We start from the raw sequence: 22597 nt of genomic DNA, 5'->3' as shown, positions 1-22597 counted from the left end.
GGTGGCGAGTTATGTGAAACGCTTGCCACGAACGACGCGGCCCTCCTCCGCTTGTGGATTATTGGCTAAACTTAACTGATTTGTAAGGCAATGATGAATTGTTTGTTAGCCTAGTTTTGGAGAACGAGCGATGTCCGGAGTGCGGGACGAACCGTCAAGACGGATCACTGAAGCCGACCGTAATGCAGCGGGCCGCGCACTTTCAAGAAATTGGCCCAATCTTTTGCCGTCCAGTTCCCAATACGTAGCACTCGCCGAAAGCCTCGCTGAGTTCCACCACATCTTTGGTGCTGACAAATTTGAGCTGCGGTATAACCTACGACCACCGAAAAATCGGGGAGAAGAGTGGGAACTCCAGGTGATTCGTGGTGAGATGACGGTCGATGAATTTCGTCGCCGACTGAAGGCTGATGCGGAGCGGCCGATTGACATGGAGATGCTGACAACGTTTTGCAACGCGTATCAGGATCACCTTGCGAATTACAGCGGCGTGCTTCAGGAATCGGTGCGGCAACCATATCAGATGAGTGCCTCGGAAAACCGAGCCCAAGAGAATGCAATCGAGAAGCACATTGAGATACTGCAGGGTAAGCTACCGTTGTGGCGTGAGAATCTCGAAACAGTGTTCGATTTTCTCGATGAGATGCGAGTGACATCTGGTGCGGGGCTGATTGAGATCGGCGAATTTGAAGGGCTTTCCGCTCACTGGGTGGCCCAACTTGTCTTGACCCGAACCGTCGAGGCGTGGCGGTCGTGCCGAGAAATTTCCGAGCGGAGCCACATGGATCCTCGATACCTGTACGCCGCAAGTGCGCGGGACCTGTTCGCAGAGCAATGGCTTCCAAAATTACCGTCGCCACAGAGCATCAGTGAACGTCTCCGGGAGGAATTTATCCTCGCGAGGTGCACACTCCGGCAACGTACTGTGGGCGTACCGGAGAGGCCCGTAATCACGGAGGATGCGCCCGCATCGGCGTCGGAGGTTGAGACAGCGATCGACAACGAAAGCCGGGAACTGCAGCTGGTCGGTGAGATTACCGCTCTGGTTGGTGAGGCTGGCCATATTTTTCGCCCGACCGCCAATTCGGATTGGGGCATCGACGGTGAGATTGAATTCAAGGATCGCGATGAAAACGCAAGTGGCCGACGTGTCTATGTTCAACTCAAATCCGGCGACTCATACCTCGTCCAACGGAGCCGAGACGGGGCCGAAGTCTTCTCGGTCAAGAATCGCAGGCATGTGCAGTATTGGCAACAGCACGCATATCCGGTCATGCTCGTCATCCGTCAGTCGAGCGGCCTGATCCGGTGGATGGACGTCAGCGCTTACCTGAAAAAGGTTGGGGCGACTCGACAAATCATCTTTTGTGGAGAACTCGTCACGGTGCAGAGCATTCGGCAACTTGCCATACGATCTCTCGGTCATCTTGGCTGAACGCGATGGCCCTACGCAGAGCCCAAGACTTCTGGGCTGAGCCATCATTGGCGTGCAGCAAAGGCCATATCGCGGCGGTATGCGAGCGGCAAACGCATTCAAGCAACCAGACTCGGACAGGTGGACAGGTCATACTGGCCAGCGGTCGCGGTACTGCTCATGTCGTTGGCGCATGACGGAATGGTGTGTGGGGACGTGCAGTCTCTTGCGACCGTCCACTTCCCGAAGCGTTGGGGAGAATGTTGGCAGCTTGAACCGGGCATCATTGAGGAACCGCCCAAGCTGCCTGTGTAGTGGACACTGCCTGAGCCTGTTCGACCCGCAGCGATGGTCGAACCGCCTTGCAATCGGCAGATTTCATCCGTTCTCCCTTTAGAGGTACGCCAAGCGACGGATTCGCCGATCCACAGGCTGCATGTAGATCCCATCCGAAAGCCCGGTCCAAACAGCCTGGAGATGTGTATGGACAAAAACATGAAGAGTCACTTCCGACCGAAGCGTGTCAAGCGATTGTGGGCGTGCCACCGTGAATTCAGTCCACACCGCGGCCTTGGTTGTGAGCTTTTGACAATGAGACGTATCACAATAAAAGCCCCAAGGAAGTGTTGTGGGTTTTAGGTCTTGGGTAATGCGATTTCCGGCATGAGTTCCGCTGGCTGCACTCGGAGAGCGCGGGCTAATGCTTCAATCGTTTCCAAGCGGGCCGAACGTTGGCCGCGTTCGATCAAGGAAATATGGGTGCGATGAAGTGCGGACGCATGGGCTAGCTCTTCTTGAGACAGCCCGCGTTCTTCACGCAACTGTTTGATGCGTTCGCCAAATCGTGTCGCAAACCCGGATGCCATGTCTTGACAACAATCCGCCAACCCGGACAATGAAACCACAGACAAAGCGCAACAAACGACTCATCTGCCATGTCTAAGATGAAGCTGCTGACGTATCAGGAGACTCCGATTTGTGGGCGTCACGTAATCCGGGTTGGCAACAGCGAGCGGTCGGACTTTGGACACTCGGCCGGCCATCTGGCTGATAGCGGCAGGGGTTGCAGGTTGGGACAACTGAGATCACGAAACCGATCGGGGAGAAACACACATGCAGCGTCGGGAATTCTTCCGAGCCGCGGGAGCGGCTGGATTGGGGCTCGTGGTCGTGGGCGGTCACTGCGGCCGCAATCTTTATGCACGCCACCAACTGGAGTCGCAACTGATTCGTGAGATCGATCCGCTGTTCATGAAGCAGAATCAGACGGATCACAGCGAGATACCGCGAAAAGGGCGTCACGCGATCCGCACTTGGTTCCATGGTCCGTGCCTTAATGCGGCGGAGTTTTCCGCGGCCATCACCTCGGACGGCTTTCGCCAACGAGTGGCTGCGTGTCCCACGGTCGAGCGGCAACATGCCGAATTCCTGATTGCCTTCGAAGCTTATGTGGTGACGGCCGAGGCCGTGATGGCGCAAGTTCGGCAGATTGCGCGGGAACTAGGAGACGAATTGGATAACCGCTGGAACGACTGCTGCCAGAATGTGGCCGCGAAGTGGAAAGTTCACATCGATCCCAGTGCTTCCTCATTGCCTTCCAATTTCGCTGCCTCCCTGGAGCCCTTGATTCGGCGTGACCTCACAAACAGCCTGGCACTAGCCCAATCGGCTGGACAACGGCCGGCCCTGCAGCAAACAATCGGCACCATCGGAGAATCAGCTCTGCTCATGTTGCCGATGGCTCGGGTTGCTATCGCATCCCGGCTGTTTTGGCCACTCTTCTTGCTGGTCGCGGTCGGTCACTTGTTTTCCTATCTATCGGGATTGTGGAGCGCGGGTCGTTCTCGCCAGCTCATCCGCACCGCTGTGGCGGAACGGATGACGCTCTTGGCCGATCGCATTGGCGACGAATTCGAACGGGCGCTGACACAATCGATCGGCCAACTCCACACGTGGCAGCATCGCGCCGTCACGATGGCTGCTCAAGGGCAAGCCGAACGGGCGATTTCCCTTTTCTGAACTGTTTGTCCTCCAGTGGGACCGAGTCATGAAATCTCGATCGAGCGAACTGTTCCTCGTAGTTGTCAGTGCCTTGATGATTTCGGGTTGCGGTGATCCCGCCCCGAATCGCGACGAAATGACGCCGGCGGCGTATTTCGAGCAAACCCAAGAATCCACGATGACGCCCAATGGCCGCGTCGTTCCTGGCAGTGCTCGGGATGTCGCGTCGGGACGGCTGCAATACGACACGGAAGACGGTAGCACCTTCGAAGTCACGCCACATCCCACGCCCCAAGGCGGCTACCGATACGAAAATCCTCAGCAGGTTCCCTCTCGTGACGGTCAATGAGCCGGCCACCGTGCCGAGCCGCGTCCCTGGCCTGTCGCTCAGACATCGCTGAGAACTCTATGCATTACCAACTCCATCTCGGCGTCACCGGTTTACGCCGTACAGGCAAAACCGTGTTCTTGACGTCGCTGATCTATCAATTGACCGAGCTGGGCAGCAAGAACTTGAGTTGTTTCTCCGCCCGAGGTGTGACATTGCGGGCGGCTCGGCTGGAAAACTCCCGTGACAGTGGCCTTGAGCGGTTCCCCTATTTCCGGTTTCTGCAGGATCTTCGTCGGGCGAAACCACAGTTTCCTGCGCCGACAATTCGAGAATCGGGATGTACGCTCCAATTCGGATACGAGAACCCCAGCGCCGATGGTTCCATCGACCGCCTCAGGGGATGGATCGGTCGGGCTCGCTCGCATGGGCAAATCACACTGCATTTGCACGATTATCCCGGGGAGTACTTGCTTGATGTCGGATTGCTTCAACAATCTTATCCCCAATGGTCGGCCGACACGCTCGAGAGAATGTGGGCTCAATGTCCCCAGGCGGCCCACGATTACATCACGATCGCCGACAGCCTCGGCGATCAAACACCCGACGAAATTTTGGCGCAGTTGCGCGCCGGTTATAGCCGCTATGTCCTGGCCGCATATAAGGCCGGTTTGGAATTCGTCCAACCATCAATGACGCTGATTCGGTGGAGTGAACCCTCGGCTCAGGGACATCCGAGGGCGAAATCTCCGAATGCCGACGAACTGCCCTTCGTACCACTGCCCAAACCGTTGGAATCGCGGCCGGAACTCGTCGAGCGGATGACGGCGTGCTATCAGGAGCATCTCGAGAGGCAAGTTAAACCGTTCGTCAAACGCATCCAACGTTGTCACCGGCAATTGGTTCTGGTGGATGTGCTCCGCGTCTTGCGAAATGGTGTCGAGGCTTACAACGACACGAGCCGGTGCATCGCCGAGATTCTCCGGGCCTACCACAATGCCTGGGGACCGTTCCACAGAATTCAGCAGGTCCTCTTTGCCGCCACCAAGGCGGATCACGCCCCCAAGAACCAACGGGTCAATCTAACGAAGTTGTTGGATGACCTCGTTTTCAAAGCTCGAGGAGCGATTCGCGGTATCATTCCCGTGGCGTCTTCCGAATGGTTCACATCACTCCAATCGACTCAGGACGCACTGACCCAGTTCGACGGTCGACCGCTGGACGTACTCCAGGGGGTGCGGCTCGGCAGCCAGGAAATTCAGGCCTACCATCCCGGTGTGGTCCCCATGGAATGGCCCGAGGACGAGCACTGGACTCTCGGCAATCCGATGTATGACTTTCCGGAATGGCGTCCCCAACAGATTCCGAAGAAGGATGGCGCGATCCTGCCCCATCTCAACTTGGATCGTATCATTTGGAAGATCTTGGAAAACTGCTGGCCTAATCCCATGTCCGTGGAGCGTTATTGATGGGTACCCCTGTCGATTTACGGAATTCCCAGACACCGATCCCGTGTGGCCCGATTTCTACACCGGTCACGGTCACTGAGGGGATTTCCTCTCCCACGATTACAAATCCGATGCCCGGACCGGTTCCCGATCAAACCTCCGTCGTCATTCCAACAGATGAGAGCGAAGAGACGACGATTGGGCGCGGTAGTGATCGCCGACTCCCCACATCGAAGTCGGCTTTCGATCGCCGTCTGTTCGGACTGACGATTGGATTGTGGCTCGTGGTCGGATTGGCGTTTGTCTATTCGCGGGTCGCACTTGAGTACGCGAGACTTCAGGATCACTCGCTGTGGTTCGCGCAAAGTTATCTCGCGATTTGGATCTTGGCCGCGAGCAGTTTCTGTCTGTTCGCCGGACGCTCGTGGCGACGATATCAGCGATTGCAGGATGTCACTCGACTTCGGCAGGCGGTCCGCCAAAATCAAAATGGAGCAGCCGGCGCTCCTGGAAGCGAGCAGGCCCTGCGGAATGGTTGGATTCGCTATTTGAATTCGCGAACGCGGCAGGCCGAACCATCGACTCGAGCCGCGATCCAGCGTGTGCGATGTCAGTTTCGCGACTACTCGGCCGATGCCAGCCGCGATTTGGACGTAGTGGAAACGAATCTGCTTCAGCTGCTTGATCGCCGAGCGGCTGAAATCGTGGACACTCATGCCGCCCAGACAGCCGTCTCCACATCCCTCGCCTCCCGAAATTGGGATATGCTGATCGTGTTTTGGCAGTCCGTGCGACTGATCGATGAACTGTCGCAACTCTACGCCAGTCGCCCCGGGTTCTGGGGCACACTCCGCTTGCTTCGCCGCGGCCTGTCGATGATTGTCTTCGCCGAGATCGCCAATTTAGCGACTCAAGCCGTCACAGGGGCCGTCGTGCAGAAGTCGTTGGCCTTGCTCGGCGGTCGGGTCGCTGAAGGCACGGCGAACGGCGTGTTGATGTTGCGTTTGGGCGACGCCGTGCAGCGCGAGTGCCGGCCTGCACCCCTGATGGGTTGCCGCGTCCACCCCCTACGACGCTTGAGCCAAGCATTGATCCAGCAAGGACTTCAACAGCCCGAGCCCACGAACCCATCCTCCGATTGACTTGCCCCGAGAACTCTGGAAGCTCAACTGTGACCGCCATGGTGTACCATGGGCGGTGACCGAACTTTCGCCATTGTCATGACAGGTTTTCGGTTGATGCCGCCACTTATCTCGCTTGGGTCAGGTGGGGACAAGTTGCAATACGTCTCCCTCAACGAGTTCGACCATCTCAGACTGCGAGAAACCAGCGTCGTTTGGACTGTTGAAATCCCAAACCCGGATCACATCTAGCGAAGCAGATTCCGGACAAAGAATGTCGCTGGCCCCGAGACACTGGGACAAGCGTATCGTCAATCAACGCGGTCCATCGGCGTTCCGCTTTAAGCTGAACAGTGAAGTTGGAGGTTTCCGCCACCGGTGTGATGTTCGAGGTCTTGTCAATCTTTTCTTTAGGTTCATTTTTCAAGATGTGAGCCCTTCAAAATCGAGAGAGTAATGAACAAGATCATCGATTTTGGAGGACTCTAGCATTTATGCTTGATTCTCCAAGAATGCTTTCTGCCCCACGCAACTACTAAGCATGCTTGATTTTTTAAGCAGGCAGAGTATGGTAGTCGAAAAGGGAAAGTTGCGATGAGCGTCCACAGTCCAATTATTTCACCATCCGAACGTGGCCCCTTGGGGCAATACTTGTGGACTCTGCGTAAAGCGGCGGCGATGACGTTACGCGAGGTGGAGGAGGCCTCTGAGAAGCGGGTGTCGAATGCTTACTTGAGTCAGCTAGAGACCGGCCGAGTCAAGAATCCCTCTCCAGCCATATTGCACGAATTATCAGATGTATACGGAACTCGTCTTCCCAGAAACGCGAACGTGATGTGCTCCTATGAAAAAATGATGGAGTTGGCGGGTCACATCAGACCAAGCGAACAGCAAGCTAAGCAGTCATCACGACTTCCAACCTTCGCTGGAGAGAATCTCACCCCTGAGGAAGAAGATGAACTTCTCAAGTATCTGGCATTCATCCGGATGCGAAATGGGAAGAAGTGACAGCACCTATGACTCGTTTTTTCGCATTTTCGTCCAATATTCCGAAAATGACATACTTAGGAACTCTTGATGAGATGGACTCTGCAAAAGCTTTCAACTAGTAGCGGTTATCTCCAGAGTAGTCCAATCGATTTCGCTCCTGGACTTAACTGCATCATTGGAGCTCGCGGGACTTGCAAATCGACGATTGTCGAGACGATCCGGTTCGTATTCGATTGTGAACCGTCGAAGATCGAATCGATGGTTCGCCTGCCATCATCAGGAGCGAACACCAGTGGACCTTTCGCTCGGGCTGGGCTCCTCATTGAGACACTGGCCGGGGGCACAGCCAAGTGCACTTTTGCCGCCTCCGAAGACCCAGCTCAATCCCAGTATGTTGTCGAACGCAACATCCCGGCTCCTTCACGTGTTTATCGCGACGGGGTCCAGCAGATTGACGACGCCACGTTGCTGCACCGCATTGAGATCTTCTCGCAGGGTGACCTGCAGACTATCGCGGAGCATCCCGATCGCCGACTGGCCCTGATCGATCGACCGAACCAGAAGCGTATTGAGGACCTCTCTCATCGCTTGCAGGATGTGACGAAGGAGCTCCAAGCAATCGGACCGCGGATCCGTCAACGATTGACGGAGATGGAGTCAAGGCAAGCCAAGGTTCAGTCGTTAGAGCCAACCAGAAAGCAGCTGGCTGAATTACAATCAAGCCGCCCAAATATGTCTCCGGAATTGGAAGCGGAACGGACTGCGTTCAACGATCGTCGACGCGCTCTTGAGCAGTTGAAAGTGGCAACGCAGGCATATTCGCGAGCCATCGGCGCCGCCGATTCTTTTGTCCTTGAAGAAGCCGCTCTGCGCGACGCAATGTCAATTGCGACTGATGTCGGTACACCTGCCGCGTCAGCACTTGCATCCTCGTTCGGCGCGCTACTGAGTACGATTTCCCAGGTTCGGGTCACTCTGGGTCAAGCGTCCAATGTCGAAGTGTCGTTGGCGAATGTCGCCCAGGAATTCGAGGAGCAGAACGCAACATATTACGAACTGAGGAAAGAACAACAGAGCGTGAACGAGGCCTTGAAGGTCGAGGAGTCGCTCCGGCAGTCGATTTCGTCAATGGAAGCTGTTGCTGCCGAGTTGAGCGATCTGAATGCGAAGCAAGCACAGGACATGGCCCAACGTGCGGATTTGCGTGGGCAGCGTGATGCTTTGGCAGATGAGCTGTACTCGCTCCGGTTGGCCGAGGTCGAAAAGATCAATTCGGAATTCGGAGAGCAAATCGTGCTGACGCTCGAACAAGGGGTCCTGACGGCGCCTCACTGCAAACTCATTGAGGAGTTGCTACAGCGTTCGAACCTCAGAAATCAAGCCGATGTTGCTCGCGATCTCGCTGAGAAGGTGCGTCCTTCGGACCTCGTCGACATCATTGAGGCCAGTGATGCGAAGCGTCTGTCTGATGCCCTCGGTCGTGACCTAGGGCAAATGACTCGGCTTGTCAGTCATCTCTTGGATAGTAGTCGACTTTACGAGCTGGAAGAGATCGTGCCCGAGGACAACTTGGAAATCACAATGCTTGTACGCGGCGAGGCGCGGCCGATTGAGCACCTTTCAAAAGGGCAAATGGCCACTGCACTCTTGCCACTCATCCTGCGAGACGCGGACTACCCGCTTCTCGTCGATCAACCAGAAGACGATCTCGACAACGCGTTTGTCTCGGAAAAGCTCATCGACCGCCTGAAATCGCTAAGCAAGCGGCGACAACTGATTTTTGTCACGCACAACGCCAATATTCCGGTTTTAGGGGAAGCTGAGCGAGTGACCGTGATGGAAATGGACGGTCCACGGATGGCACTGCCATGTCAGTCAGGCACGGTTGACCAGATGAAAGACGCGATTATCAGATTACTTGAGGGTGGAAAGGCAGCGTTCAATAGTCGCCAACATCGATATGGAAATGCATTGCGGTGATGAGACATGACAGATGCGTTCCAGTGGGATCCGAGATTCTTTTCGCTCGACACCGGCGAGTTCGACCGCGCGCTTGTTCTGCTCAGACGCAATGCGGATGTTCCAGCCGCTAATCCATCGCACCTATCCTCGTTGGTGACGGATCTCGGCGACCGCCTCGGAATCACTCGCCGTGAGTTCGATCGTCGTTTCCGTCTCATTGTATCGACCATTATTGACCATCAACCCGCAGCCTTGAGAGCTATAGCCTCTCAGCTAGCCGAATCATCGCCAGAGGCGTTGAATGCGGTTCGCACACTTCTGCCTCCTGAGATGAGACATCTCGCGATCCAAGCCCGTCCGCAATCAAGCCACCCGACGGTGACGACTACCGCTGCTACTCGTGTGCTTGCCGCAAACGTTAGCACCACTCTCGAATCACCAAATCAACCGCCAGACACCAAATACAGAGCGGTCGTGTTGATCGGGACCACGGAAGAACATGTGAGAAACGAGGGTATGCTCCGAAACGCAAACCTCGATCCGTTGCGACTCCCTGCGTTGGACCAGTTATGGAACGTCGCTCCGACAGGTCTATGTGGTTTCGTAGTAGGAGCATCAGCTTGGGGGCGGATACCCCATGATGAGCAACGGCGTGCTATTCGACGCATCTGCGAGTATTCGACTTTCACTTTTGTGCGTGTCAGTGTTGATGGTCTTGCCCCGGTTTTCGCCCAAACATTCGCCGATGATGCTGAGGCCGCTCGCTGCGGTAGTCTCGATGGCCGGAAATTCTGCTATGGCCAAGACTGCGACTTGACGCATGCAGACATCCAAGCTCTCCTTAATATGGCACGACAGCTTGAGAAGGCTGACAATGCCGATTTCTTCCCTCTGGGATTGTCCGAGCCAGACGCATCATTGCTCCGCCTGATGGCGACCGAACGATCTCAAGTGGATGATCCGTTGACAATCACTCGACTGGAAACAGGCGAATTGGCCGGTGGACGTTCCGCGGCCCGCGTTTTTTCCTTAAGTGATGGCCGCGCACAACCGTTCGTTGCCAAGATCGACGAAGCTGAGCAGTTGGTCGAGGAGCTGCGCCGGTATCAACGCTGGATTCAGGACTGGGAACCGAGTGTCACAAGCCCCACCTTCCATGCCCACCAAGGGAGTGCTGCAATTTCTTACCGGCTTCAAGCTGCACCTGATGGTAACGGCCAACCGGCTCCGAGCCTGGAGAAATGCCTGGAGGACTTACGGTCAGCGGAATGGACAAGCCCGTTGGAAGAGACGAAAACCAGGGCTTTCGATCTCTTCCAAGCCACGAGCCGAGTCATTGATCGACTCGCGGAGCTCAACTCGCGTCCAAGCGTGGAGTCACAAGCCGACGAGTTTTGGCTTCATTGGCCCATCAGCAATTTGGCGGAGAGAGGCATAAACGCTGAAATCGTGACACGCGACTGGGAGACCTTCCAACTTTCCACGGTAGTGGACCGTGCGATGGCAATTCTAGAGCCGAATCTCACGAAAGGCGTCATTCATGGCGACATCCATGGACGCAATGTTCTGTTGCTCGATCGGCTTCCGGCGTTTATCGACTTCCGGTGGAGCGGACCGGGACATCCTCTGGTCGATCTCGTGCGACTAGACGCCGCTGTCCGTGCCATCGCCATGCGCATGTTGCTCCCTAGCCAGGAAATGTTTCAAGTAATTGAAGCAATCTATGTTGACGGGCAAGCGGCGGATCACGTTCTCATCGACCATTCAGCACTTGCTAAATCTCCGCTGACATCGCTTGCAGTACGCATCGCGGCAAAGACTCGCCAAGCGGCTCTACAGGTGGCGGAAGCACATTCATTTGGGGCACCTGATTTCTTCGCGATGACTTGCGTGGTATCGGCCCACGTGCTTTCAGTACACACCCCGAGTTCCGATATCGAGCGGATACTCCTGGGCGTGCTCGCCCCACATTGTGACGGTTTGCACTGAAGAGCCTGTTGCCTGGCCGTCGGCCAGTTCGAAATCAAGAAAAAACCGTCACCGAACTACGGTTCGAATATGCTATCACCCCGCAAGTTCGCACGTGCATTACCGGAAAATCGATTGTTAGCCTCCATTTTTTGCCATACCGTGTTTGTGGCCCTTCCAGAAAATCCGGCATGGTAAACTGAGCGAAAGTTAGCTCTGTCAGCCATTGCAAGGATGTTCCCTTGAGAAGCTTTCTCCACAGCTGTACGAAGATTGTTCGGCGGTTTTTCTGAGGAGTTTGCGACATCCATTTGACAACGGTCTCTGGGAATGCTGTTGGCTGCGATTCTCTTGCGAGGACGGAGAACCATTTGACGTTTGTTGCTATTTTCGAGCGTACGAGTAGGCGGTCACTCCAGCTCGTTTCATCGCGTCTTTTCCCCCCGTTGCGGAATCAACATAGCACTCGCTCGACGCTTGGCTGCGGCTTTGGTGCAGCGGTTTGTGCCCGAAGGCCCGCGGCTAGCGGGTGACGAAACCACCTTTTTCCACAGACTAGCTTCAAGAGCTCCATGGATAAACTCACCCGACAACAGAAAACCCAAATCCTAAACGGCCTTGCCCTCAGTCCTTAGCGGCAAGAGTCGAGGCTAGAAGTCGTTTGCAAGTTCGATAGACTTCATTCGGTTTTGCAGCAATGCTGACAGGAATGTCGTATGGAGGGGCATGTCTGATTTGGTCAACGCGGGAATACGCAAGTCGACAATCTTACCATGCAGTTCAACGGTCAAGTTGCTTGTCAAACTACGTCGCCTTCGGCCCCAGCCAGAACCACAGGCCGATTGTCGCGGATGCGAGCAACAGACCACTGATGAACGCGGACCAAAAGCTCAATCCCAAACGCGACGCAAAGGCCAAGGGAACAAAAAACGGCAGACCGAGCGGTACAAGAACGAGTGTTTCTCGGGCCAGTCGGGAGATCGTGGTCAAGTCGCGTTGTCCGGTCCAGGTGAAGATGAACGCTAGAATGCTGATGATCGGCAACGTGAGTAGAAGTGCCCCCAACCGGGGATAGCGGTTGGATATCTCGGAGACTGCTGTGATGACTAGAGCGGCGATGACCGTTTTGGTGACAGTCCACCACATGAATGGTCTCCTGAGATGGAGAAGAAGTTGCTAGAAGGAACAAACCGCCGCCACGATGTCTGTCGCGACGGCGGTCGCTTGCTAGGAATAATCGTGCGATTGCAGACGATTATTCTTTGAATTCGCCTTGGGATGGCTTACCGTCGATTTCGCCGACGACTGTTCCCTCAAAGTCAGCGACGTTGCCAATGCCGGGGTCGCTGCCCACGAATTTAGTAGCTTTTCCATCGGTTGCATCTTCTGGTTTGAGCGTGATCGTCATCGGCTCGACGGTGGTCCCGTCCGCGGTTTTTGTCTCTTTGATGGACAAAGTCAGTTCTTCCGCATCGATTGGTGTCGGTGTCTTCTCGTCATCTCCTAAAATTAAAACCGTAACGGTCTCTTTGGGATGATCGACGGTGAACTCCGCGTGATACTTGCCCAAGTCGAAGATCACTCCTCCATTCGGGCCGGTGCCATGTGCATGTTCGGAAGTGTTTTCCGCAGGACTCTCGGCTTGGCCTTCGGGTTTGGCGTCCGACGTGTCGGTTTTCTCCGAACAGCCTGCCAAGGCGAAGACTCCTGCCAACAGGCTGAGTCCCAAGATTTTCGTGTGTACCATCTCTTCAATCCTTCCTCAAAAACAAGTTGTACATCCTGCAGTGTTACGCCGCCCGCAGCAGTTCCTCATCGGAACTTTCACTGCGAACCAAACGCTCGGCATCCTTGCCTGAAAACCTCCAAAACAATCCGGGGTGGATTAGAAACTCACAGAACGTCGAAGTCATCAATCCGCCCACAATGACCGTGGCCACTGGATATAGAATCTCTAGTCCCGGTTTTTGCCCACCGACTACGATCGGCAGCAGTCCCATCACCGCGGTGATCGCAGTCATCAGCACCGGTGCGAGGCGTTCCAAGCTGCCACGCAGGACCATCTGGTCGGTGAAGCCCTCGCCCTCTTCCTCCATCAAGTGAAAGTAGTGTGTCACGAGCAAAATCCCATTGCGGACGGCAATCCCGCTCAGCGAGATGAAGCCGACCATGCTGGCCACCGTCAACGATTGATTCGTGATCACCAGCGCCAACACGCCGCCAATGAATGCGGTGGGAATGGCGTTGAGGATTTGAAACGTGATCCGTGGGGACGGATAGAGCATCATCAGCACAATAAAGATGCCTGCGACCGAAACACCGGCGAGAACGGTAATCAACAGAGTTGCCGATCGTTGGGCCTCGAATTGACCGCCAAACTCGACAAAATAACCGGTTGGCATTTCAACTTGGCTTCGCACGCGGTTTTCGATCTGAGTCACTGCACTTTCCATATCGCGTCCGCTGACATTACAGCGAACGGTCTGGCGTCGGCGAACGTTTTCCCGATTGATGACGTTGGGACCGCTCGCAGACTGCGGGAAATCAGCGACTTCTCGCAGACGAATTTGGCCGCGTCCGTCCGGCAATTCGAGTCGCAACTCGCGAAGGTTGTACGGGTCCGAGTGGAATGGTTCATCGAGTTTGATCACCAAATCGAACCGCCGCTGACCTTCTAACACTTGCGAGACCGCTTCTCCTTTGAGAGCCGTCTGAACAAAGTCGGCCACATACTCTCGACTTAGGCCATAGAATGAAAGGTCGTCGGGACGAAGCACCACATGCAGTTCATCGACCCGTTCTTGAGGGTCAATAATGGGTGGAGTCACCCCCGGGATATCTTTGATAGCACCCCGTACGTCACCGGCTAGCTCCCGCAACTTATCTAAATCGTCACCGTAGATTTTGATGCCGATTTGCGCCTTCACACCGGAGAGCATGTGACTAATCAAGTGCGACAATGGTTGTTCCGCTTCAATACCCACCCCGGGAACATTCGAACGCAATTTGTCTAGCAAGCGTTCCAAGAATTGATCTCGGTCGTAGTTCGCCTCTGGGTTCATCGTGAGAATGTATTCACCGACGTTGACCGGCTGCGCGTGTTCGTCTAGCTCGGCCCGACCTGTTCGCCGGAAGAAGTGCAATATGGGACCGTCTGGATTGTCCTGTGATTTCTGCATTTCCTGCAGTTCGGCATCGATCAATGCCGATGCTTCGTTGGATGCCCGGAGTGATGACCCGCCCGGTAGCGACACATTGATTTGAACACTGCCTTCATCAAATTTCGGCAAGAAATCAGCCCCCAACTGTGTCAGTTGCCAAACGCTGATCCCGACGAGCGCCCAGGTCAAAACCAAGAGAGCTGCCGCGTACCGCATACTAAACCGAATCAAGAAACTCGCCATCCATTTCAGACCCCGCAAAAGGAGTCCGTCCTTGTGCTCGTGCGTGGACTGTGATTGCGGTAACAGGTAGTAGGACAACACGGGAGTCACTGTCAGCGACACGAGCAAAGAGGCCAAAATCGAGACGATATAAGCCACGCCTAGCGGAACAAACAGTCGACCTTCCACCCCGGACAATGCGAACAGGGGCATAAAAGCCAGCACCACCACAGCGGTCCCAAAAATGATGGCGGAGCGGATTTCCATACTCGCCAGATAAACCACCACAATGGAGGGTTTGGGATTCGGGCTGGTGTTGTTCTCACCCAAACGGCGAAAGATGTTCTCGACATCGACGATGGCGTCATCCACCAGTTCTCCAATGGCGACCGCAATTCCACCGAGTGTCATGACGTTGATCGATAGTTCGACTCCCGTCAGTTTGCCGACGAGTCGAAAGACTAAGATCGTGATCACCAATGACAACGGAATCGCCGTCAAGGTGATGAAAGTGGTTCTAAGATTGAGCAAGAACAGGAACAACACGATCACGACCAGCACGGCCCCAATGATCAACGCTTCTTCGACATAATAAATGCCGCGATCGATAAAGTTCTTGAGTTGGAATAGGTCGGTGTTGATCACCACATCGCCAGGCAACGCGGCTTCCGCGTCACGGAGAGCGGCTTTGACGTCGTCGGTGAGTTTTCGTGTGTCGGCATGTGGTTGTTTGACGATTGTGATCACAACACCCGGGTGACCGTCGATACTCGCATCGCCACGTTTCGGGGCGGGACCTTCAGCGATTTGGGCCACATGATGCAGCAGGACTGCCCGATCAGCGTTCATCTTCACGGGGGTTTGCCGTAAGTCGTTGATGACTTGTTCCGGCAACGGTCCTAGTCGACCGATCACCCGCACCGAACGTTCGCCTTGGCCTTCGACGAGAAACCCGCCACTGGCGTTCAAATTGTTGGCTTGAATCGCCTCTTCAACCTCTTGCAACGTGACGTTGTATTCTTGCAACCGATTCGGATCGACTAAGACCTGATACTGCTTCGTGTCACCACCCATGACAATCACTTCGGCGATGCCGGGGAGTTTTAAGAGACGAGGCCGAATCAACCAATCCGCTGTGGTTCGCAAATCCATGCGGTCTTCGAGATCGGTCAGAAACTCCACTGCATGCGAACGGTCATTCCAATCGAAAGTCACTCCGCGATTGGGTTGCCCCTCCGTCCACTCCACATTCTCCACCGGGACTTTCTCCCAGGTTTCGAGATCATTGCGTTGTCGCGGATTCCAAACGGTAAGTTGAGATTCTTCATCTGACATCGTCCGCTCAGCTAACAATCCCGTCTGTTCGATTGACGTCAGTTGACCACCCTGCGGACCGTTTCGACGATGGATTCCAACATGCAGAATCTGCCCCATGATCGACGCTTGCGGAGTCATGATGGGACGAATTCCGGGCGGCATTGGCACATTGGCCAGCCGTTCGGAAACAATCTGGCGGGCATACCGGGGATCGGTCTTCCAACCAAATTCGATGTAGATGACGTTCATACCCTGACTAGATTGGCTACGAACATCCTCCACGCCATTCGCACCCAAAACCGCTGTTTCAATTGGGTAGGTCACTAGTGTTTCGACTTCTTCGGACGACAGCCCGGGGCATTCCGTGAGAATCACGACCCGTGGACGATCCAAGTCGGGAAACACATCGATCGGAAGCGTAGTCGACAGATATCCGCCGTAAACCATGACGACAACACAACCGGCCAACACTAATGTCCGGTGAGTCAATGCGAGGCGGATAATGGCATTCAGCATCGAATTCTCCTAGTGGCCCAGCCACTCTGACTTATGCGAATCTCAAGTTTTGTCCGCACGCTCTTTGGCGTGCTCATCGCGACTTCAATAGGTGTCATTTCAGCTGGACGATGCATCAGTCATCTTCGCTCTCGTTTTTGTGCAGGCTGCCATCGGCGTGGATGTGGTAGCCGTCGGGCAGATCGTTGCCAGTTTGCGATCTGGTCATGCGGTTCAACTGAGCCGCCCCGTTCTGCACCACATACATTCCCGGGATCACGGACCCATCGTTGGCAATCACCGTGTTCTGGCGATCCTCCGCCAAAATCCGCACCGGCTTTCGCTCAAAGGTGTTGACGTTTCGCGTGAAGATGAAGGCTTCGGCAAGGTCACGGGTGACAGCATCGGATGGCAGAACAAAGACATCATCGAGCCGTTCGATCCGCACTAAGATTCGCACCTTCTGACCTGGTCGAAAACGCCAAAGCAATTGCACGCCGTCTTCGTGCTGAACGACACGAGATTCGTTTTTGAGCGGCATACGAAAGCCGAACGTCCGATTGACTGGATCGATCGTGTTGGCGATATAACGAATCGGAAATGTTTGCTCGATCGGCGGCCAATCCGCAGCGGCGTGTTCCTGGAAATCGATGTCGACCGGCCAACGTTCTTTAGCACTGCGTTCGAGTAACTGCGTTTCGTCCCGAAATGCGCGTCCCTCGACACTGAGCAGTTGATGATTCGCGAGCAGGCACAAATTTTGTCCGGCTTCGACACGATGACCGAGTTCGACTTCGCACTCTTCCACTTCGAATGTGGCGACTGGACGTAGTTGGGTTTCTCCGGCTGCGGTCTGAATGAGGGACTGCGTCTTCAGAGACTTCAACTCAGCCGGTTTCGAAGGCACGACAACGTCAATCTCTTTGACAAACTCGCCTTCAGCAACTTGGTCGATCTGATCCGGTGTCAGACCGCGGGTGGCGAGTTCTTGACGATAGGCACGCACGGCGACTTGTAGCCGGGTGATTTGGTTGTCGACCTCGATAATCCGAGATTCCGGCAAGGCGTTAGAAGCGGTTTTCAGCCGTTTTCGAGTCGCTTCCGCGAGACCGATATCCTGGGTCGATTTGAACAAATCAGATTGAGTGCGATGGAGGGTTTCGCTCAATAGCCGAATCGTATACAGCACGTCGCCAACCTGGACGGTGTCACCCGGGAAGTAGTTGATCTGCGAGACCACTCCATCCACAGGAGACACGACTCCCAAATCACTCCGACCAGGCCGATCGACAACCATCCCGGGAACTTGAATAGTCTTCCAATAGGTTTGCGGTTTGACCGACTTGGCGGTCAGTCCCAGATTGTCGATCGCCTGATCCGACAGCACGATTTTTGTTTGAGTTTCGGACTCGCCTGCCGATTCCGTCGGCGCGGTTTTGGTTGCCTCAGGCTGTTCGTGTTGAAGCATCGGCAACCAGCGATCGCGAGTGACGTACCCCGCGATACCAATTCCAGCGAATAACGCTAGCACAAGCACAGGCTTGAGTATTCGTAAGATCGTTTTCATGTGAGACACCTTTATTTTGCTGGCTCAGGTGGAGCGAATGGCCATTGGTCTTCGAGCATCAGCCCGGCAATTTGACTGGCCGCTTGCCACATCTCACCCAACGAGCGAATGTATTCGAGATTGGTTTCCGCGACTGCCCGCTGCGCTTGGAGAACGCGGAGATATTCAAACTGACCTCCCTGATAAGCCTTACGAGATAATTCGTAGGTTCGCTCGGCTTTTGGCAAGATGGCCGTCTTGTAACGGTCCGATCGTTCCCGGGCCGCGGAGTATGTCGCGAATGCCGCTGACAACCGTGTGGCGATTTCGTTTTCGACCACGCCGACTTGATTGGCGGCTTTGTGCACGCGAGATTGTGCCGTCAGGATATTGCCTTGGTTCTTATTCCAGACCGGAATCGGCACACTCACCCCGATGTCCCAGTCCTCCGAACGGTTTTGACTTTGATGGGTGTAACCCGCCCCCACGGTGACGTTCGGAATGGGTTCAACTTCCGCTCGACACAACTCCAGTCGCGCTTGTTCGACGCCGATTTGAGCCGACCGAACTTCAGGATGAATTCCCAGGACGTACCACCGAATCTCATCGAGATCGTAATCGGGAAGTTGAGTTTCCAAATCCCCCACTAGCTTCGAAATGGGCAACTCATGTTGGCCCACGCTAGCCGCAAGTTTTTGATACACCCCGGGCAAGGCTTGCCGAGTCGCCTGCAATTCGGCTCGATACCGTTCGAGTTCCACTTCCAGTTGCACGACATCGAGTTCAGCGGCTTCTTTAGCCTTGACCAATTCGTTGGCATTGGACACAGACTGCTCAGCCAGTCGGACAAGATTTGTGAGAATTTCAGCCCGACGTTGCAGAGTCAACGCTTCGAAGAACGCCTGACGGACATCAGTCAGCAGACGGTATCGCTCGCTGATGACCTTCAATGACGCTTGGTCGACTTCCTTGAGTTTGGCGGCTTCGCTCAATTCGAGTTTATTCGCCGTCACAATTTCCTGACGGGCAAACAGACTCCAGATACCCCCGGGGCCGGTGCGATCGCTCAGCTCGTTGCCGGTCAGGTCGACAGACGGATTCGGATAGAGCCCGGCTTGGACGGCCTGACCTCGTGCGGCATCGACCGCCCAACTCACCTCCGCCAGACGCGGGTGGTTTTCCACAGTCAGGTTCACCAACTCTGGCAAACTAATGACATCACAAGCCGGAACCGATTCGGAAGGCACGGGCGCCAACTCTTCAGGGATGACCATTGCCGAATCCGGCTTGTCTGGCACATCGGATTTGTCATTATCATCTGACTCGCCTTCCGAATAGGCGACGGGCTGATATCGCGTTAACGTGTTAACGGGTCCCGTCACCTTGCCATTCAAATATAGGGGCGAAGAGCATCCCGCGAACACCGGCATGGCGAGCGCAAACAGCATCAAGACGAATTTGCACATTCGTACCTCCCCCGCATCCTTGCGAAAAGTTGAGTATGGGAAAACAGCGTGAGCGCATGCCCCACCAATCATTTCATGGCGAAGATAGGACACAACTCGACACAAGTCGAGCATCGATGTGACCGGCATAGCGCAAGGCTGACGCCGAAAGTGACACAGAAAGAACCAGCGGCAAAGCAACGCGCTGGAATGCCAGAAGCAACTGGCAAAGAGAGATTTAGATCAACTGCACGCCCGACCGCTCGCCACGCGCGCTATCGCACAAGAGCGGTGACTCGGGAGAATTCGCGTGAAGTGAATGAACGATCGTGCTAGGTTCGACGATCATCCCGCTTGTCATGCAAGGCAAAGCGAACGTGAGCCATTCCAATGTCTGAGTGGACACTAGAATCGTGTCGGCATCCACCAGACGAACCAGGTATTCACCCGAATCGCCGCAGCTTTTCGTTCCGGGAGATGACCCATTCGACGAGTCACCCGTAGGCCACGTGACATCCCAACCAAATAAGCTCAGGTGTAGGTGCCAAGTCGGAAATTCATCGATCGTCGATGGCTGCGTCGAGCAATGGCAATGGTGGTGCGAATGAGTGACGCTTGCGGTTGCTGTTTGCGAAGTGGAAGCATGATCATGCTCGGCATGCGCGTGCTGAACTGCTGGGAGAATAACACTCCCCAGAAACACCGCTGCTAAAAGCAGCCATGTCAAACTAGTTCGCACAACACGGACTTCCACCAAATTTCTCCCATCGAGTTTGTTGACACCCGGGATTATACCTTACGTTCCGTCAGCAGGCAATTCAGCGTATTTTGCCAGAACCACAGGTGAACTGTGAAATTAGGGGTCTTTGGCGGCACCTACATCCCTATTGATCGGTTCTTTCCGCATGCATCACCACAAAAACTCGCGTATTACTCATTTAAATTCAAGGCACTCGACAGTCCGTTTCTTGAAATTTCCAGAGATTTCTGCGTTCCGAAAATGCCAGCTTTATTTCCTGGGATGAGTACACCACCGAATTGCGAAGCCGACGTCACCAAGCTTGTTCTGATTATTATCGGCGTCTACACCGTTAAGAAGGCAACGATCGAAAACGCCCGTTCGCTTCGTTCCAGTCGATGTGTTCAAGGAATTTGTCCACGTAGTCGGATTTGCGATTCTGGTAGTCGATATAGAAAGCGTGTTCGTAGGTGTCGATGACAATCAAAGGAGTTGCCATCCACACGACACCCATCGCGTGTTCGTCGCTGACTGACACGCTCCGTCAGGGCTCACCGACGTTGCTTCCTTCCATGCCCGCCCAACCTTTCTGCGCCGGCTACACGAACCAATCGTACGCGTGCGAATGGCCCCTGAGGTTCGTAAACGACTGAACCGCCTGAAAACCTTCATCGAGCAAGACGCAGATGCCTGGCTTGATGGAAATGTTCACTAGGGGCGGTGTTGATATGCCGAATCGAAGGCTCCATGACTTTGTCCGCTGAGTTGTGTACTTTCCAAAACAAGTGATCCTAATGTTGCATTCCTGCATCAATCGCCACTAGAATATTCGGTAAATCGAATATCCGAATACAAAGTACACCAATGAGCACGATCGAAACCCAGGCGGCTGCCGAATTACTCAAGGCGTTCTCCCACCCGACTCGGCTGGCGATTCTTCAAGAACTGCTGGCAGGTCCAAAATGCGTGACCGACATGGAAGAATTGCTGCCGGCACGGCAGGCGAACATCTCGCAGCATCTCGGTGTGCTGCGGCATGCGAAACTTGTCGACTATGCCCAAGATGGAGCACTGCGGTGCTACTATCTCTGTCGTCCGCGTCTCGTGGAAGACATGCTAAAACTGGTGGGCCGCGACGAACCGATCATCAAACGCTCAGCGGAGGAGATTCAGGCCGACAAAGAGCGGTTGGCCAAGGCGATGGAACGGCAAACAGAGGGGACGGAGAAGGCACGATCTGAACGTCCCCGCCGCAGGAAGGCCGCACGATGAGGGACCGCGTCTATCTGGACTTCAATGCGACCACTCCGTTGGCCGATGAAGTGGTCGCGGCTATGCGACCGTATTTGAGCGAAGCTTACGGCAACCCCTCCAGCTTGCACTGGGCCGGTGTCTCCGCTCGCGATGCGATCGAAACCGCCCGTTAGCAGGTGGCAGCCCTGTTGTGCTGCGATGCCACGGAAGTTGTCTTCACCGCAGGCGGCACGGAGGCCAATAACCAGACTCTCAAGGGCATCTACTTCGCGACTCGCTCTCAAAAAACCGTTCCGCACATCATCACCAGTCAGATCGAGCATCCGGCGATCTTGGAGCCCTGCCGGTTTCTGGAATCCTTAGGAGTGAACGTGACACGGTTGCCAGTCGATGGCTACGGGCTGGTCGACCCGAATGATGTGCAACGGACGATCCGCCCCAACACGGTGCTGATTTCGATCATGCACGCCAACAACGAAGTTGGCACGGTTCAACCGATTGAGGAGATCGCCGCGATTGCTCGTGAACACGGCATTTGCTGTCACACGGACGCTGCGCAGTCGGTCGGCAAGGTTTCGGTGGATGTCGAGGCGATGGGAGTCGATTTGCTTTCGGTGGCTGGCCACAAGTTATACGGCCCCAAAGGCGTCGGGGCATTGTTCGTCCGGGAGGGCCTCGAACTGGAGCCGTTGTTGCATGGAGCGGAACACGAAGCCGGTCGGCGGGCCGGGACAGAGAACATCCTGGAGATCGTTGGGTTGGGAGCGGCGTGTGCTCTTTCACGACAAACGCAGGAGGAAACAAATATAGCCAAACTGCGTGACGATTTCTGGCAGAAGTTGCAATCGCACTTTGGGGAACAGGTCGTTCTCAATGGCCATCCTGAGCGGCGACTGCCGAACACACTCAACGTCAGCTTTTGCGGAAAGATCGGTGGGGAGATTCTCGCTCGATTGCCCTGGCTGGCCGCTTCCACGGGAGCGGCGTGTCATGCTGGCAGCCTGCACATCAGCCCCGTTTTGGAGGCGATGGGCATGTCCCATGACATTGGTCTGGGAGCGGTGCGTTTCAGTCTCGGACGATCCACCACCCACGCCGAAATTGACGCTGTTGCCGAAGCGATTTTCCAACTGGTCGAAGGATAAAGTCTCGATTCACAAAACACCCACTCAAACCTCTTGAGGGT

The 22597-nt window shown here is 55.0% G+C and carries 16 protein-coding genes and 1 pseudogene; 10 read left to right on the top strand and 7 right to left on the bottom strand.

Annotated elements, in window-relative coordinates; translation table 11 throughout:
- The first annotated feature begins 130 nt into the window (after positions 1–130).
- On the top strand, positions 131–1435 hold the full coding sequence (locus AC5DDB_RS28700; protein ID WP_491743207.1) for a DUF4365 domain-containing protein: 1305 nt from the start codon (positions 131–133) through the stop codon (positions 1433–1435).
- Between the two features lie 614 nt (positions 1436–2049).
- Here AC5DDB_RS28700 and AC5DDB_RS28695 read toward each other — a convergent pair.
- Positions 2050–2280, bottom strand: coding sequence for a helix-turn-helix domain-containing protein (locus tag AC5DDB_RS28695; protein ID WP_491743206.1), 231 nt, complete (start codon positions 2278–2280; stop codon positions 2050–2052).
- 247 nt (positions 2281–2527) lie between these two features.
- Here AC5DDB_RS28695 and AC5DDB_RS28690 point away from each other — a divergent pair, with 247 nt between their 5' ends.
- The 7 genes from AC5DDB_RS28690 (at position 2528) to AC5DDB_RS28660 (ending at position 11253) form a co-directional block, all read left to right on the top strand.
- Positions 2528–3433 (top strand): hypothetical protein, encoded by a 906-nt coding sequence (locus tag AC5DDB_RS28690; RefSeq protein WP_491743205.1) that lies wholly within the window; start codon positions 2528–2530, stop codon positions 3431–3433.
- Between the two features lie 28 nt (positions 3434–3461).
- Entirely contained in the window at positions 3462–3764 is a 303-nt protein-coding gene (locus AC5DDB_RS28685; protein WP_491743204.1) for a hypothetical protein, read from the top strand.
- A 59-nt stretch (positions 3765–3823) separates the two neighbouring features.
- Positions 3824–5212, top strand: a complete 1389-nt coding sequence (locus AC5DDB_RS28680; protein ID WP_491743203.1) for a YcjX family protein — start codon at positions 3824–3826, stop codon at positions 5210–5212.
- Positions 5212–6333, top strand: a complete 1122-nt coding sequence (locus tag AC5DDB_RS28675) for a DUF697 domain-containing protein (protein ID WP_491743202.1) — start codon at positions 5212–5214, stop codon at positions 6331–6333. The genes AC5DDB_RS28680 and AC5DDB_RS28675 overlap by 1 nt, the downstream gene beginning before the upstream one ends.
- 573 nt (positions 6334–6906) lie before the next feature.
- Positions 6907–7320: a helix-turn-helix domain-containing protein gene (locus tag AC5DDB_RS28670; protein WP_491743201.1), complete on the top strand. Its 414-nt coding sequence runs from the start codon at positions 6907–6909 to the stop codon at positions 7318–7320.
- A 69-nt stretch (positions 7321–7389) separates the two neighbouring features.
- The gene (locus AC5DDB_RS28665; protein WP_491743200.1) at positions 7390–9282 is read left to right on the top strand and encodes an AAA family ATPase; all 1893 of its coding nucleotides are present in this window, start codon (positions 7390–7392) and stop codon (positions 9280–9282) included.
- A gap of 6 nt (positions 9283–9288) precedes the next feature.
- A complete protein-coding gene (locus AC5DDB_RS28660; RefSeq protein WP_491743199.1) occupies positions 9289–11253 on the top strand; it encodes a phosphotransferase in 1965 nt (654 codons plus the stop codon).
- Positions 11254–12036: 783 nt separating this feature from the next.
- Here AC5DDB_RS28660 and AC5DDB_RS28655 read toward each other — a convergent pair.
- The 6 genes from AC5DDB_RS28655 to AC5DDB_RS28630 form a co-directional block, all read right to left on the bottom strand.
- The gene (locus tag AC5DDB_RS28655; protein WP_491743198.1) at positions 12037–12378 is read right to left on the bottom strand and encodes a DUF3147 family protein; all 342 of its coding nucleotides are present in this window, start codon (positions 12376–12378) and stop codon (positions 12037–12039) included.
- 109 nt (positions 12379–12487) lie between these two features.
- A complete protein-coding gene (locus AC5DDB_RS28650; RefSeq protein WP_491743197.1) occupies positions 12488–12979 on the bottom strand; it encodes a hypothetical protein in 492 nt (163 codons plus the stop codon).
- Positions 12980–13022: 43 nt separating this feature from the next.
- The gene (locus AC5DDB_RS28645; RefSeq protein WP_491743196.1) at positions 13023–16448 is read right to left on the bottom strand and encodes an efflux RND transporter permease subunit; all 3426 of its coding nucleotides are present in this window, start codon (positions 16446–16448) and stop codon (positions 13023–13025) included.
- Between the two features lie 115 nt (positions 16449–16563).
- Positions 16564–17994, bottom strand: coding sequence for an efflux RND transporter periplasmic adaptor subunit (locus tag AC5DDB_RS28640; RefSeq protein ID WP_491743195.1), 1431 nt, complete (start codon positions 17992–17994; stop codon positions 16564–16566).
- An 11-nt stretch (positions 17995–18005) separates the two neighbouring features.
- Complete coding sequence (locus tag AC5DDB_RS28635) at positions 18006–19439, bottom strand: TolC family protein (RefSeq protein WP_491743194.1); 1434 nt, start codon at positions 19437–19439, stop codon at positions 18006–18008.
- Between the two features lie 1070 nt (positions 19440–20509).
- Positions 20510–20695: a Fe-Mn family superoxide dismutase gene (locus AC5DDB_RS28630; RefSeq protein WP_491743193.1), complete on the bottom strand. Its 186-nt coding sequence runs from the start codon at positions 20693–20695 to the stop codon at positions 20510–20512.
- 326 nt (positions 20696–21021) lie between these two features.
- On the opposite strand from AC5DDB_RS28630, the gene AC5DDB_RS28625 reads away from it, so the two are divergent.
- Complete coding sequence (locus AC5DDB_RS28625) at positions 21022–21429, top strand: ArsR/SmtB family transcription factor (protein ID WP_491743192.1); 408 nt, start codon at positions 21022–21024, stop codon at positions 21427–21429.
- Positions 21426–22556, top strand: a pseudogene (locus tag AC5DDB_RS28620) (cysteine desulfurase family protein). The gene AC5DDB_RS28625 and the pseudogene AC5DDB_RS28620 overlap by 4 nt, the downstream one beginning before the upstream one ends.
- The last annotated feature ends 41 nt before the right edge of the window (positions 22557–22597 follow it).

This window comes from Thalassoroseus sp. (genome assembly GCF_984380535.1).
The sequence above is the reverse complement of the archived record's forward strand: the minus strand, read 5'-3'. Positions and strand labels throughout refer to the sequence as shown.